The sequence below is a fragment of the Mesorhizobium sp. L103C131B0 genome (genome assembly GCF_000502275.1).
Classification (GTDB): domain Bacteria; phylum Pseudomonadota; class Alphaproteobacteria; order Rhizobiales; family Rhizobiaceae; genus Mesorhizobium.
Window position 1 is genome coordinate 1 of the sequence record NZ_AYXC01000046.1, and the last position, 13,365, is coordinate 13,365.

General features: G+C 57.6%; 8 protein-coding genes and 4 pseudogenes. 7 read left to right on the plus strand and 5 right to left on the minus strand.

What is annotated here, in order from left to right; all coding sequences use genetic code 11:
• Positions 1 to 741: 741 nt before the first annotated feature.
• Positions 742 to 996 carry a hypothetical protein gene (locus tag X730_RS1000000169315; RefSeq protein ID WP_196814864.1) on the plus strand — a complete coding sequence of 85 codons (255 nt, stop codon included), beginning with the start codon at positions 742 to 744 and terminating at the stop codon, positions 994 to 996.
• 308 nt (positions 997 to 1,304) lie between these two features.
• Here the strand turns inward: X730_RS1000000169315 and X730_RS00240 are convergent, their stop codons facing one another.
• Both X730_RS00240 and X730_RS1000000168995 read right to left on the minus strand, forming a co-directional pair.
• Complete coding sequence (locus tag X730_RS00240; RefSeq protein ID WP_245261468.1) at positions 1,305 to 1,946, minus strand: transposase; 642 nt, start codon at positions 1,944 to 1,946, stop codon at positions 1,305 to 1,307.
• A gap of 123 nt (positions 1,947 to 2,069) precedes the next feature.
• A pseudogene (locus X730_RS1000000168995) lies at positions 2,070 to 2,526 on the minus strand (transposase); the annotation flags it as partial.
• 390 nt (positions 2,527 to 2,916) lie between these two features.
• Between X730_RS1000000168995 and X730_RS01000000165055 the strand changes: the two are divergent.
• The 4 genes and pseudogenes from X730_RS01000000165055 to X730_RS0135215 all read left to right on the plus strand — a co-directional run bounded on the left by X730_RS01000000165055 (position 2,917) and on the right by X730_RS0135215 (position 8,509).
• Positions 2,917 to 4,240, plus strand: a pseudogene (locus X730_RS01000000165055) (IS1380 family transposase).
• A gap of 416 nt (positions 4,241 to 4,656) precedes the next feature.
• Positions 4,657 to 5,877 (plus strand): acetyl-CoA carboxylase biotin carboxylase subunit family protein, encoded by a 1,221-nt coding sequence (locus X730_RS135595; RefSeq protein WP_023827855.1) that lies wholly within the window; start codon positions 4,657 to 4,659, stop codon positions 5,875 to 5,877.
• A 708-nt stretch (positions 5,878 to 6,585) separates the two neighbouring features.
• On the plus strand, positions 6,586 to 7,515 hold the full coding sequence (locus X730_RS135590) for a 2-oxoglutarate and iron-dependent oxygenase domain-containing protein (protein ID WP_031197530.1): 930 nt from the start codon (positions 6,586 to 6,588) through the stop codon (positions 7,513 to 7,515).
• Positions 7,516 to 7,978: 463 nt separating this feature from the next.
• Positions 7,979 to 8,509, plus strand: a complete 531-nt coding sequence (locus X730_RS0135215; RefSeq protein ID WP_023827857.1) for a DUF2267 domain-containing protein — start codon at positions 7,979 to 7,981, stop codon at positions 8,507 to 8,509.
• Positions 8,510 to 8,842: 333 nt separating this feature from the next.
• On the opposite strand, the gene X730_RS135585 is transcribed toward X730_RS0135215, so the two are convergent.
• Complete coding sequence (locus tag X730_RS135585) at positions 8,843 to 9,988, minus strand: Xaa-Pro peptidase family protein (protein ID WP_196814865.1); 1,146 nt, start codon at positions 9,986 to 9,988, stop codon at positions 8,843 to 8,845.
• Positions 9,989 to 10,082: 94 nt separating this feature from the next.
• On the opposite strand from X730_RS135585, the pseudogene X730_RS1000000169000 reads away from it, so the two are divergent.
• Positions 10,083 to 10,208, plus strand: a pseudogene (locus tag X730_RS1000000169000) (IS3 family transposase); the annotation flags it as partial.
• Between the two features lie 354 nt (positions 10,209 to 10,562).
• On the opposite strand, the gene X730_RS135580 reads toward X730_RS1000000169000, so the two are convergent.
• On the minus strand, positions 10,563 to 11,312 hold the full coding sequence (locus X730_RS135580; protein ID WP_023827860.1) for a LuxR family transcriptional regulator: 750 nt from the start codon (positions 11,310 to 11,312) through the stop codon (positions 10,563 to 10,565).
• A gap of 1,141 nt (positions 11,313 to 12,453) precedes the next feature.
• Between X730_RS135580 and X730_RS135575 the strand changes: the two genes are divergently transcribed.
• A complete protein-coding gene (locus X730_RS135575; protein WP_031197534.1) occupies positions 12,454 to 13,215 on the plus strand; it encodes a class I SAM-dependent methyltransferase in 762 nt (253 codons plus the stop codon).
• Positions 13,216 to 13,227: 12 nt separating this feature from the next.
• Here X730_RS135575 and X730_RS1000000169005 read toward each other — a convergent pair.
• Positions 13,228 to 13,365, minus strand: a pseudogene (locus tag X730_RS1000000169005) (IS630 family transposase); the annotation flags it as partial.

Below are 13,365 nucleotides of genomic sequence, written 5' to 3' on the forward strand. Positions count from 1 at the left end.
AGGATTCTGCTTTCAATTCGCGCAATCTTCATTAATCGTTCCCTTCAAGTTCGCATCTTTATAGATGTTATATTGCTGGACGCTGGCGACAAAGGTATGCATCACCGCTAGAATTCGCTCGTTGCGGGTGATGACGCGGGCGGAGCCATCTGGGCCCGCATCGCCGCGCTTGACTAAAAAACCTCGATCCTTATGCCTATCTGAAGGCCACCCTTGATGCGATCGCCGGTGACCACAGCGTGCCGCTACAAGCGCGCCCAAAGCTTGCAACAAACCTTGCAACCTTATTTGCAAACAACCGCCGCCCCGGCCGCGCTTCCAGGCGTGACGGGTCACTGGGATCAGGCCACCGCTTACCTTTCAAGCATAATGGGCCAACAAGACTGTGGGTTTCAATGAGGTTAAACGCTCACTTTGCATGTGCCGTTGGCTCCGAGTGGCTGATTAGCTGCGGTCCGGGCGTCAGCAGGTGTTCGCCTCTATTCGGGCTTACCTTTGACCGTTGCGCTGAAGGTACCACAACCGGCGCCTCGCAAACGCAAAGGTTTTGCAAATTTGTCTACTCTCGTTATATCAGCACGGCGAGATGGCCCGCCTCCGTCGGCGATTTTGTAGACTGCGACAGAGATCAACAGCCGAATCAAGCCCCGGCCAGCGCTCGCCCGGGAACGGGAGCACAGCCTGATTTTTTAGGTGTCTTCCTCGAACTCCGTCAGACGCTCCCCGACCCCGGCATGCGCGATGGCGCCCCGGCATCTGCACCGGGACTTCGCCGCGAGCCGCAGTCTGGGCATATCTGTCGACGCCAGCGTTTCCTCTATGCTGCCTCTTGACGGCGCTCAGGAACTGGTGGGTGCGTCCGCGCTGCGGGTTGCCGAACAGCTGCTCCGGCGTGCCCTGCTCCTCGATCCTGCCGCCGAAGAAGAAGCAGACACGACGGCGATGTCGCTGGCGAAGACCATCCTGTGCGCGACCATCAGCATGGTCAACCTGTAATCCGAGACCAGCCGGCGGATGACGTTCGTCACCTCGCCGATGGCCTCCGGACCCAGCGCCGATGTCACCTCGTCGAAAAGCATGACCCTTGGGCCGTGGAGTGCTCCCCGTTTCACCGGACAGTCGGCTTAGTACTACAGTTGCGGATGTGATGCCGTTTGTAGTGACAGATGGTGGCCGTAGCCTGATGTCGTCGTCACCATAACGACCAGGCGATGATGAAGGGTTTTGTGTCGGTGGGAAGATGAGGATGCGGGCGAGGAGATGGCGAATCTCGGGGATGCTCGGGACGAGCGCAGCCATCGGGATCAGGCGGCGATTGGCTCCTTTGGACTCGTTTCGTTGGGTTTGCTCCATGCGCTGCGGCGAAGATCAGCCGATAGCTTCGAGAGGAATGCCAGGGCGGCCATGCACAGGCTCATATGGCGATGCCATCCGTGCCAGGACCGAGCCTCGCAATGATCAAGTCCGAGATCATCCTTGGCGCGCTCAAAACACTCCTCGACCGCCCAGCGCAGGCCGGCCACTGCCGCCAATTCGGCCAAGGAGGAACCGGGCGGGGCGAAGACCAGGTAGTAGGCTTTTTCTCCGGATGTCGATCGCTTGCGGCGGACGAGAAGCCAATGCTCGAAGCCGCCTTTTGACGTCCAAGGGCGGCGGATGCGTGTCCACTCGTAGAGCCGAGGCCCTTTGGCGCCTTCACCTGCCGCATGACAGGCCCAGTCGTCGGGCTCGAACTCGCTGGCCAGTTCCTCGGGCGAGGTTTCCTCAAACCCACGATCCTCTCCACGGCGCATGAAGTGAGAGCCTCGAACCGCCAAGACATAGGGCTGCTGGCGAGCTTCCAGCATCCGGCGAAGGCTGCTGTCCGCCCCGTAGACAGCGTCGCCAAGAACGTAAGCGCACGGGACGCCGGCATCGAGCGCCGCCTCGACCATGGCGCACGCCATCTTTGGCTTGGTCGCAAACTCGACCGTCTCCGGGATCGACGCCCTGGCAACATCGCGCCCGATCCTTTGTCCAGCTCTCTGGCAGATAGAGGCGACGATCGACCAGCGCTTGGCCGTAGCGGCCCGTCGATAGCCATATCGCTCACTGACCAACCTTCGGATGGCTGGCAGCACCTCTGCATCCTCGGCCTTGCGATAGGGACCACGAGGCTTCGACTTGCCGTTCAGTCGCTCGACGAGGTTGGAGCGGGAGACACCCAAGGTATCGGCCACCGTCTTCATTGGGAACCGTCACGCGAGCTGGAGCGCATGCTCGGCCGCACGCGTTCTTCGAGCTTTTTGACTTAGGAATTGCCGACGACAGGTTCGTCTGAATCCACGGCGGCTGCCCCTCCCTCGCTCAACAATCTGCGCCACCGATAACGGAGATTTGGCGCAACCCCATGCCGGCGGGCGGTAGACGATACCGTCTCGCCCGCCTCAAAGCTATCCTCGATGATCTGCAGCTTTTGCTCGGTTGTCCACCGCCTGCGGCGGCCGTCGCCCGTTATCACTTCATGCGTCGATACTCGTTGGACATAAGCTTATCCCCAAGCCTGTGCTTGAGCCTTTCTACTTATGCCGACTGTCCGGTCGAAATGGGGGGCACTTCAGGCTGGTCGTGGTCGAGTAGCTCAGCCATTCGGCTTTCGCCCTCACAGATCAGGGCGGGCGGATTTCGCGCACCAGGCTCTCCCGAGAGTAACCGCGTCAAAAAACCGTGCTTGCGCCCAAGTTGGAGCGATGCGTGGAGTTGCCAGGAGGAAGCACGCCGTCAGAGTCTCGAACTTTGATTCGTCGGCTTCCTAACCCGTCTTGTGCACGACGGAGCGTCTGAGAGGTTGGCGGATGTAGCGTAAGCTATTGATTTGGCGTAGGATTCGGTTGTCTAAGCCAGCCCTGCCACCGCATCTCGCGAGCCACACCCGCCATGACCAACGATACGTTGCTGCCGCTCTCATTTCCAGCCGTTGGACGCAAGAAGATCACAGCTGCGTTTGACGGCGGACGCATCACCTCGGATGGTGGCGTCATGCTTTTGGCCGCGGCCGAGCGACGCCTGCAACTGGCCGACAGGTTGGCCGCTGCGATCCACGATCCGCGCGACCCACAGCCGGTGACACACGCCATGGCCGACATTCTGCGCGCCCGCATCTTTGCGACCTCATGCGGCTACGAGGATGCCAACGATCTCGACCGACTGCGCACCGACCCGGCCTTCAAGCTCGCCTGCGGGCGGCTGCCCGACAGCGGGATTGATCTGTGCTCGCAGCCGACCTGCTCGCGCCTGGAGAACCTGCCCGACCTGCGCACCGTCATCCGGCTCGGCTGGGTGCTGGTCGATCTGTGGCTGTCGAGCTATGCCGCGCCGCCCAAAAGCGTGACGCTCGACATCGACGACACGGTTGATGTCGTTCACGGCCATCAGCAGCTCTCGCTCTTCAACGCCCATTACGACGAGCGCTGCTTCCTGCCGATCCACATCTACGACGCCGCGACCGGACGTCCGGTCGCCATGATCCTGCGTCCTGGCAAGACCCCGACGGGCAAGGAGATCCGCGGGCATCTGCGCCGGCTGTCCGGCGCATCCGCGCCCGCTGGCCGGCCACCCGCATCCTGGTCCGCGGCGACGGCCACTATGGCCGGGCCGAGGTCATGGCCTGGTGCGAGAACAATGCGCTCGACTACCTCTTCGGATTGCCCGGCAACAAGGCTCTCCAGCGTCTCGTTGATGAAGCCGCCGCGCGCTCGAGCAGAAGCCGGTGCTGCGCGGCTATGCCGAGACCCGATACAAGGCGAAATCCTGGAAGACGCAACGCCGCGTCTGCGCCCGCATCGAGGCAACCACCCGCGGCCTCGACATCCGCTTCGTCGTCACCAATCTCGACAAAGGCTCTGCCGCGCATGTCTACGACGTGCTCTACTGCGCCCGCGGCCAGGCCGAAAACCTGATCAAGATGCACAAGAGCCAGCTTGCCTCCGACCGCACCAGCTGCCGCTCACCGATTGCCAACCAGGTGCGCCTCGTCCTGCACACCGCCGCATTCTGGCTCATGCTCACCCTGCGCGAGGCGGTGCCCACAACCGATCATCTCAGCAACGCCGAGTTCGCCACGCTGCGGCTCAGGCTCCTCAAGCTCGGCGCCCGCGTCATCGAAACCGCCTCGCGAATCCGCCTGGCCTTCGCCGCCGCCTGTCCCGAGGCCAGCCTGTTCCGACAAATCGCTCTCACGCTGCAGCCCGCAGGACCGTGAGCGCCGGGGCATCAAAGCCCCGCCGAACCCGACACCGTGACCCTCCAGCGCGTTCCAAAGTCCAGTCTCAGCTGCGGTGAAAAAGACGCCTCACACCTGCATGACCGAACGCTCAGCGGCGCTCGAACCACAAGGCTCATGAATAGGACGGGCTAGCTGCGCCGTCTCAGACAATGCAGCCACGTCTGACGCACTTCCCGGTAGAAGCCGCTGAGCACTGGATATCTGTGCCGCCTGCCGTAGCTTCCTTGGTTGAAGCCGAGCCGTTGCAGATCCTTCGCATAAATATACACAATCTTTGCAACCGCCGTCCGGCGACGATGGTAAGTTCACTTCTGATGTCAGGCACGGCTGAACAGGCGGATGCCGATTTTTGCTCCTGTAGGTCGCAGGGAACAGAACTTAGGAGACAGCCAATGGCAAGAAACGCGCTCATCCTGATCGAAGGTCACAGGGGTAATGGTCCGCTCTACGTCCAAGCGGCTCAGCGTCTTGGTCTTCATCCAATCACACTGTCGACTAATCCGACTCAGTACGAGTATCTTGCAGCGGAAAACGTTGAGACAATCCTTATCGATACAGACAATCTCGATGCGCTGGTCCAAGAATGTTCCCGGCTGCGGGCTACGTATGGCATTGCCGGCATTACCGGCTTTGCGGGCCACGACGAGTCGGTCTCTGCGACAGTTGGCAAGCTCTGCCGGTATTTTGATTTATCGGGACCGAACCCAGCATCGATTGAACAATGCTGTGACAAATTCGTTCAACGTCAGCTCCTCGCGGAGGCCGACGTTCCAATACCTGCCTATCGCGTGGCAGCGAATGCGGCGGACGTAGAAAGCTGCGCTGCGGCGCTCGGCCTGCCGGTGATTGTTAAGCCAGCCGTAGGCAGTGGCAGCATGGGTGTCCGATTGTGCCGCAGCACCGATGAGCTGGCCGAACATACGGCCTATCTGTTGGACGGGGAGCACATGTGGCGCTCCCAGCCGAAGGTACTGGTGGAAGAATTCGCAGAAGGCCCAGCGTATTACGCTGCAGTAATGGGACATGAAGTCGTTGGGATTGGGGCCGCTGACTACAATCCGCCACCGCATTTCGTCTATCGAGAGTGCACTATTCCGGCACTGCTGACCGATGAGGAGCACAAGCGCGTCGCCGATGTCTCGCTGAGCTGTTTACCAGCTCTCGGCCTCGACTGGGGGCCAAAAAGTATTGAAGTCCGATGGACCAAACGCGGCCCAGTCGTCATTGAAGTCAATCCGCGTCTTAGTGGTGCGCCCACTCCTCAACTGATCAAGCTGGCTTACGGTGTCGATCTCATTAGCGAGCACATCAAGCTCGTCATCGGCGATGAAGTGAACTTGCGCAAAAGAGAATCCCAGGTTGCGGCTGTGCGATTTCTTGTCGCTGATAGCGAGGGCACCCTCGATTGGACTGATGGCGCGAGCCGGGCAGCTGCTGTAACAGGTGTCGCCGAGGTCAGATTATATGTGGAGCCTAAGGCGCCGATCGTCAGGAAAGGCGATTACCGAGACTGCATCGGACATGTCGTCGCCGCTTCACCCAGCCATGCTCAGACGGAAGCGATACTGCAGCGTGCCGTCGCCTCAATCGGTTGGTCGATAACATCACCGTGATGGCTTTGCGCCGACTGCACAGTCTGAATTACTGCGAAGACTCCTTATGAGCCACAGTTCAAACAGCTGAATTTACGTTGCTTAGGCAAGCGCCTACATCGCCCGTGACACGGCGACGGCCGGGGCGGCACTCGGCCTCAGGCTCACCTCACTCCCTTCGGCGACCCAACGGCATATCCGCGGCAGTGTGAAAACGCTGAACCGGACTAACCCCGAAAGGTCATTCTGCCCGATGCCGAAACCATCTGATCCTGCTGCCGAAATAGCTCGATGTTACTACGAAATCCAGCCGCACTCCGGCTTCCGCTTCGTCTCACCACGCGAGTTCAGGGCGAAGACCGCTGGTGCCTCATGCAACCCGATGCCTGTCTCGGTCAAACGAGCCCCCCCTCCCACTGGTCCTTTATTGGTTGTTAGAAAATTCCTCCGATACTACTTGCTCCAGGTTTGCCAAGCATCAACTTTACCTGCAATATGAAGCCACACGCAACAGAAAATTCAATAACTCATCACATTGTATTAACAGTATTTGTATTGTTATGAGTAATCGCTAGGTCTATACGGGAACTGCGTCTTTTAATGGCGAGAGGCGCCGTCTGCAGGGGCATCCCTGCACCAATACACTCTCAGGGGACGGCAGATCCATCGGGTAGAAGGATGCGGGTTTCCAGCAGCCCCATAGGACAAAGCACCAAGGAAGGAACGAATATGACCATGTTACCCGAAATTTCACTGGCAAAACTGACGTCCGATGCAACACGGAGTGATGAGCGAGGGCGCCTGCAAATGGCCTGCCAAGAGTACGGGTTCTTCTACCTTGTTGAGCACGGCATCCCGAAGGAACAGATCGCACAAGCCATCGAGGCTTCCCGGCGGTTCTTCGCCTTGCCACAGTCGATCAAGGAACGCTACGGTCACACCTCTCAAACCGTGTACCCCGCTGTCGCCCGTGGATACAGTCCGTTGCACGGCGAAATACTGCATCCCGACGCCCACACTGATCCAAAGGAATTGTTTGGCCTCGGAATCGAGAACGAAGGAGACCGGCGTCCGTTTGGCGGAATCACGCGTTTTCCTGACGACGCATTGGCTCCAGGTTTCGCGCGAAGCCTGCTCGTTTTGCAGGCTACCGTGCTCAACCAGGTTGTTCCGCAGATCGGGACCGCGCTCGCCGACCTGATCGAAATGGAACAGGGTTGGTTCGAACGCCATTTCAGCCCGCCGACGCTCATGCAACGCGTGATCCGGTATCCAGCTCGTGGCGGCACGTGCGGGAAGCACACCGACGGTGGCTTCTTCACGCTTCTGCTGCAGGAGGAGCTCCCCACGCGATCATTGCAGGTCTGGTTCCACGGGCGCTGGGTGCCAGCGCCGAGCCTGCCCAACAGTCTCGTAGTCAATTTGGGGGATATGTTTCAGGTCTTGAGTGACGACCGCTTTAAGAGTACGCCGCATCAGGTCGCGCACAGTGGTCTGACTGACCGAATTTCGCTTCCCTTCTTTATCTATCCCGATATCGACGCTCGCCTGACCTCGCGGCAAGAGCGGCACGCCTTCAGTGTCGCAGAAATGATGCTGCGCAACATGGAGTCAGTCGAAAACGGCAATGGCGCGGGACGCGCAAGAGAGTTGCAGTAAACATCGATCTCTGAAGGCGGGCCTATGCCGACGACGCGGCGCACCTCAGCGTGGTGCTGGGAAAGCTCTCCCACAGCTAAATTCGTATGCCGTCGCGCTATAGCGCGGCGGCCTGCAACGCGCCTGGGTATCCACTAAATCGTGGCTGCACGAGACTGCGCTGCAGCACGCCCTCACAACTGTAGTAGCGGACCTTTCGGATAGTTCGCGGAACCCCGCAAAGCAACGTGGTTGGGCTTGGCCTCTGCGTTCTAATCCTCGACCGAGAGGCCGAAGGGAGGTCGACACTCACCGGATCCCACCTTCTCAGGTCGCCTACATCCGCCGCCGACGGAGGCTTGCATTATCGTTATTGCACATTGGCCCACCTGAGCAGGTAGTCTGCCTCAGGCCAACGTGACGTACTTCAACATTGGTGAGTAGTCCAATCCTCATAATCTTCAAAGACAGGAGAATGTCTCCAATGTACCTGAGCCATGATCTCAACAACGCATTGCAGTCAACCCACAATTGGATTAGCGATCTGATGTGGAGGCTTCGCTGGCATGACCGCGAACGGGTCTACGAAGCCCTAACCGCGACGCTGCACGCCCTGCGCGACTCCCTAGATGGCGACGAGGCCGTTTACATAGGCGCTCAATTGCCAGCCTTACTACGCGGCTTTTACTACGAGGGCTGGCATCCGAGTCGCCGCGCCATTGCTAGGAACCGGAATTCGTTTCTCGATCGGATTCACTACGGCGTCCATCGCGACCCGGCTGTGGATCCGGAAGAGGTTGCCCGCTCGGTCATAGCCCAATTGGCGGACCGTTTGTCTGCAGCAGAGATCGAGGAGGCCAAGGCCGCCACTCCAAGAGTGCTGCATTACCTTTGGCCAGCCTCCGACAGACGTTGCCTCCATGAGCGTATCCACGAAGCCACCGCTGGGGAGGAGAAGAGGAAGGCTGCCCCAGTGCTTACATCAGGACTGGCGGCGTCCAGCAGCAAGGTGTGAAGGGCGGCGAGTCTCAGCTCGCCAGCCGGAACACTGGAATGATTTGAGCAGCCTTTAGCGTGTAGGCCCCAGAACCGACGCGTCACCGGCATAGCGGTCAGTCCTATTATTACTTATTGCAGCCAGCAAACGGTGCAATGCCGGCTTAGTCGATGGTGCGACGAGTGCGGAAGCGGTCGAGCCCCTAGGCGGCGACGAGTGGATGAGGTGCGCCTGTGGCGACGGTAGCCGTCCACGCCGGCCTGGCGCTCTGATGATCGTGTGTTTAACCTGCCGTGGCGGCCAAGACACGGCTCCGCCGACCGGTCGAAATATTGATCGTTTGAGTTTTTGTCAGATCTCAAACATTTCTCTTGGCGTTTTCGTTAGAAAAACGCCCCCGGCCTCTTCGACGACAACGGAGTCAGATAGAAAATGGTCATTCTGCCCGTCGGTTACCCAGGTCAACAAATGGAACACCATGGATTGGCGTATTTCCATCGAGGTCGTCTCATCCAGGCTCTTTACGCCAGGTCCGCCAGTCCACGTCGGTGGAAAGGATAGACCGAGCATATATCCGCAGTGAGGAGCCCTGGGGCTAACGTTCGCAAGGTCAAGACAAGCCTTCCAAGCGGAATAGACGCCCCTAGCAAGACACCCGGGCTTGAGAGCCGCCAAGGCGGCCAGATGCGCTTGATGGCTCACTTCGCTTAATCGCTTTGCTGCTGCAGATGCGGATCCGATGTACCCATATCTGGCCATTGGCGCATGATAGCGATTTACACAGCCCGACAACTCCAGAAGAAGCGGAGCGCCATGTTTGAGAGGCTGTTCGGTCCACGAAGTATGTGGCTCCGCAATCCTGTCCCCCGACCTGAGGAATGGTGGAAAGCCCGGACATTGCCCCCCCGCAGCGATCATCTCACCGTAAATTTTTGCAACGACGGTGTTTTCGACCACCCCCTCACCGGCTGCACCAAGGGCCGTGGAAACCATAAGATCGGAAATTTGAGCAGCGCGCTTGATCTGCTCTATCTCGAAGGGCGATTTTACCTCTCGCAGGCTCTCGACTATGCCCGATGCATCAGTGAAATGAGCTTTGGGTAGATACGATCGAAGATGGGCGTCAATTTTAACCGTAGCGGTACTGTTTCGCTGAAGGCCAACGCGCGCGCCCTTGCCTGCCAACGAGACAATTTTAGCCGTTATCAGTGCAGCGACATCATCCGTGTCTGTGTATCCAACAAATTCAATACCAATAGTCTGCCGAGAAACCGTAAGCGCCTCGATATAGCGTGCGAATAACATTAACCCTGCGTCTGGAAATAGCAGAAGAGCATGAAAGGCAAAATAACCTTCATAATCAAGTCCCGTAATGTAACAGATATCTTCAGGTCTGGTAAATACTGCTGCGTCAATGCGTCGGTTACGACAAGCTTGCTTCACCGCATTTAGCCGACGCTTATGCTCAATACTTGATGGCTTGGCGCGTTGATCCATTCTGGATTCCCAGGTTTGATTGCGATTGTCCACGTTCTTCCTTGGGCGACTGTGTTTTCGTTCGTACAAACACGCCAAATGCGGATGGTAGCAGAGCATCGTCGACACGTTCTCCTGCTATGTGCCTGTGCTCGACCCGCGGTTCAGCTATCGGGCGGAGGATGTGGTCAGGGCACTGGAGCAGATCTGTCCGAAGATCGGCTGTCCAAAGACGATCCGCCGCACAATCGCGATCACCCGAAATTTGTCCATGGTCATGTACGCCATCCCGCGACCGGCGCCGCCAGCTACGATGTTGATCCAAGGAAGCTTCTGACAGCATTCGCCAGTGGTCAGTCGATGTCATCATAAATCTCACCTGCGGCGGAAATCCGGTTTGCGCCCGACCCGGAGGATGAATCGCGCGCCGCGCTTCGCACGACGGTGTGGCCACCCGTGACTCGATACGCACCTTGAAGAGTGCCGCCCGGAGATTGCCTCTCGAGGTACTCGTGCTTCGCCGCAGGGTAGCTCCGCGTCGTCCGCAACCGAGTTTCGAGTTAGGCTCTGAGGAAAAGGAAATTAATGCCGCCCTTTACAATTCGATAATTCCGAGGTCCACGGCTTTTATAGCCGCGACTGTTCTGCTGGCCACAGCCAACTTTCGCATCACGTTTTTCACATGAAAATTGACAGTATCTACGGAAATTCCGAGAATTTTTCCTATTTCCCACGACGATTTTCCTCGAGCCACCCACAAAATGCACTCTTTTTCTCTCGGAGAGAGGCTAGGAGTTTCCTCAATGGCACTCGAATTGGCGAACTCGGCGACCTTCATGTGGAAATGTAAGGCGGCAAGTTCTAAGTACGTGATTGTTCTATTTTTGAATTCGCGTTCGTCGCCTTGAGCAAAGCTCAAAGTGGCAAAGCAGCCATCGGGGCCGTGCAGTGGAACGCTAATGCCTGACTTCAAGCCGAACATAGCAGCCTCGTCGAAAACGCGCCGTTCGTCTTCAGTCGTGCTTGCGGCGTTGTACACCTCGCTCCAGCGAAAGGCGCCTGCCCGCTTTCGACACATCTTGACGATAGGATCTATCTTATCGTAACCCATTTCGAAATAGCGCTCCTGCCATTCATCAGGATAATTCAGCATGACCACCGGGCGGCGTCGGACTGGCCCCCAATCTTTTCGGTCTAGTGTAGGAGAACCATAGGCGATCCACGGGAAGTCAAAATTCAGGGCAAAAGCAGACAGCAGGTGGAACAACCGTTCAGATTGAGCAACGCCATTAGCCTGGTCGAGGAATCGGCCGAACTGGACCGCAAACGCTTGCTCGGCTGCCATTGAGAAGTCCATTGACGGGACCGACACTCTGGTTGCCAGCCTTCGCAGTTGAGGGACTGAAGTCGTCGTCGGGCATCCCATGTTCTCTGCTCCGCAGCCATTTGCGCCGGATGTTTTCGCTGAGGCCGGCATCGCCAAAGCTCTATCAGATTGCCGTAGTGCCCAACATTATCTTCGGATTAAGTCTACGTTACCCAAGCTCCTCCGATAGCTTCATATCGGGACCGTAAATTAAAGTTGGGCAACATTTTCATGATTTTTTTCAAGAAGCATGTCGATATTGACCTGATGGGATGGACGGCCTCCAGACTATGTCGTGCCCCAGCCTTAGTTCCAGCGGCGACGAAGCCGCCGACCTGCCCTGTGTCGGTCCTCTGCCACACGGCTTTTGCCACTTGTGGTTCACTCTGGGCATGATGAGCCTGGTTCCTGCAGTCCCGCGCAAAAGCCACTATCCGCTCACGCCCTCTACGCCGATCGCCGTCTGCCCCAGCCATTAGTCTAGGCACCTGACACATCTGCCCCCGGAGATTGTCCCACCCCGGGCTTCGACGATATCTGTGTCCATAACGACGCGTCAGGGTTTGCTTTCAACTCCAGACAGGTCACCTGCCTCAGGTCTTGCCGGGAGCTTTTGACCGGATGCTCGCCACCAAGGCTCTTAACCTGAGCAACTCGGCCTGAAGGCAGGTCTCTGCTGGTCGCCGACATTCGAGAGGATTTCGCCTTGATGGTCAGCGCCGCGAATGCGTTTCCGTCGAAGACCCGGGCTTCACCTTCTCCTCCAGCTGCTTCTCCGCGGTTCCCGGCGCGTGCCAGAGCGATCCGGCGGACGAGCGCGCCCAACATCATGCGCTTCGCTTCGGCGGACGATGAATTCCTGTGCTCTAATCTAGGCTGGTATGCGATGCCAAGCTCGGGCCAAACTCCCAGAGATCGATGTTGACGACCTTCGAGAGCAGTGCACCGAGGTACCATACCCTCCCCGACACAATCTCAAACGGACAAAAGGCTGCAGCAAAGATATTAACATAGTTATGAAAATCTTCACAAATGCTTTCTTTCAATGCTATCCGATTCGTGCAAGACTCAGTTAGGCGCGAAATAAGAGAATATTCGTTTATAAGACGAGGACATGCATATGGCAGGGAGTACTAACGGTGCGGTATCGTTGTCAGATCTTGAGCTGTACTTCGATGAAGATTACATTCACTTCGGCGACGTTGTTAGCCCCCCCGAAATAAGTGACAGACAATCAGAACTAATTTGGCGAATTCTTTCTCTTAGAGAAGACGTCCCAGTTCTCGAACTTGGGTGCGGGTATGGGCGGATTACCAACCGGTTGGCGGAAAAAGGAGCGCAGGTGGCCGGACTTGATATTTCGCCGATTTTGCTGAAAAAAGCCGAGACAGATGCGGCTGAACTCGGAGTCAATGTTGAATATGTTCTGGGTGACATGCGTTCGCTGCCCTGGCGAGATCGATTCGACGCGGCATTTCTGTGGTACACGACGTTTGGATATTTCGATGACGCGGACAACGAGAGAGTTCTTCATGAAGCCGCTTCCGCACTTAGAAAGGGCGGCCGCCTGCTAATCGACTACCCCAATCGTGTCGATTACCTGCGCCACAAGTCGCCTATCTGTTACGTTACGGAGCGTAGCGACGATGTAAGAATCGATATATTTAGCAACGATGTTCTAAGTGATCGCTCGAACCTCGAAAGGATTGTCGTTCGCGATGGATCCGTTAGACGAACGCACCTTTCTTTCAAACAATATGGCTTTTCTGAATATGTTCGTATGTTGCGAAGCGCGGGATTCGAGACCGTCGAAGCTTATGGACCGGAAGGTGAAGCGTTTACATACAATAGCTCTCGCCTCTTGGTTGTCGCAAACAAATAAAATGCCTCTTCCCTAGAGCAGAATCTGATCCTTAGGCTCGTATCCTGCGGCGCAGAAGTAGTTTGAGCACTGCTCGGCGGTGAAGCGTGGCAAGGCGTCGCGGATTGCGTCCCAAAGCTCGGGGATGTTGCGTGCGGCGGCTTTCCTGAG

Coding starts and splice junctions, on each gene's coding strand:
- X730_RS1000000169315 (WP_196814864.1), top strand. CDS start 742: ATGGCGCCCCGGCATCTGCACCGGGACTTCGCCGCGAGCCGCAGTCTG.
- X730_RS00240 (WP_245261468.1), bottom strand. CDS start 1,946: ATGGCGTGCGCCATGGTCGAGGCGGCGCTCGATGCCGGCGTCCCGTGC.
- X730_RS135595 (WP_023827855.1), top strand. CDS start 4,657: ATGGCAAGAAACGCGCTCATCCTGATCGAAGGTCACAGGGGTAATGGT.
- X730_RS135590 (WP_031197530.1), top strand. CDS start 6,586: ATGACCATGTTACCCGAAATTTCACTGGCAAAACTGACGTCCGATGCA.
- X730_RS0135215 (WP_023827857.1), top strand. CDS start 7,979: ATGTACCTGAGCCATGATCTCAACAACGCATTGCAGTCAACCCACAAT.
- X730_RS135585 (WP_196814865.1), bottom strand. CDS start 9,988: ATGGATCAACGCGCCAAGCCATCAAGTATTGAGCATAAGCGTCGGCTA.
- X730_RS135580 (WP_023827860.1), bottom strand. CDS start 11,312: ATGGCAGCCGAGCAAGCGTTTGCGGTCCAGTTCGGCCGATTCCTCGAC.
- X730_RS135575 (WP_031197534.1), top strand. CDS start 12,454: ATGGCAGGGAGTACTAACGGTGCGGTATCGTTGTCAGATCTTGAGCTG.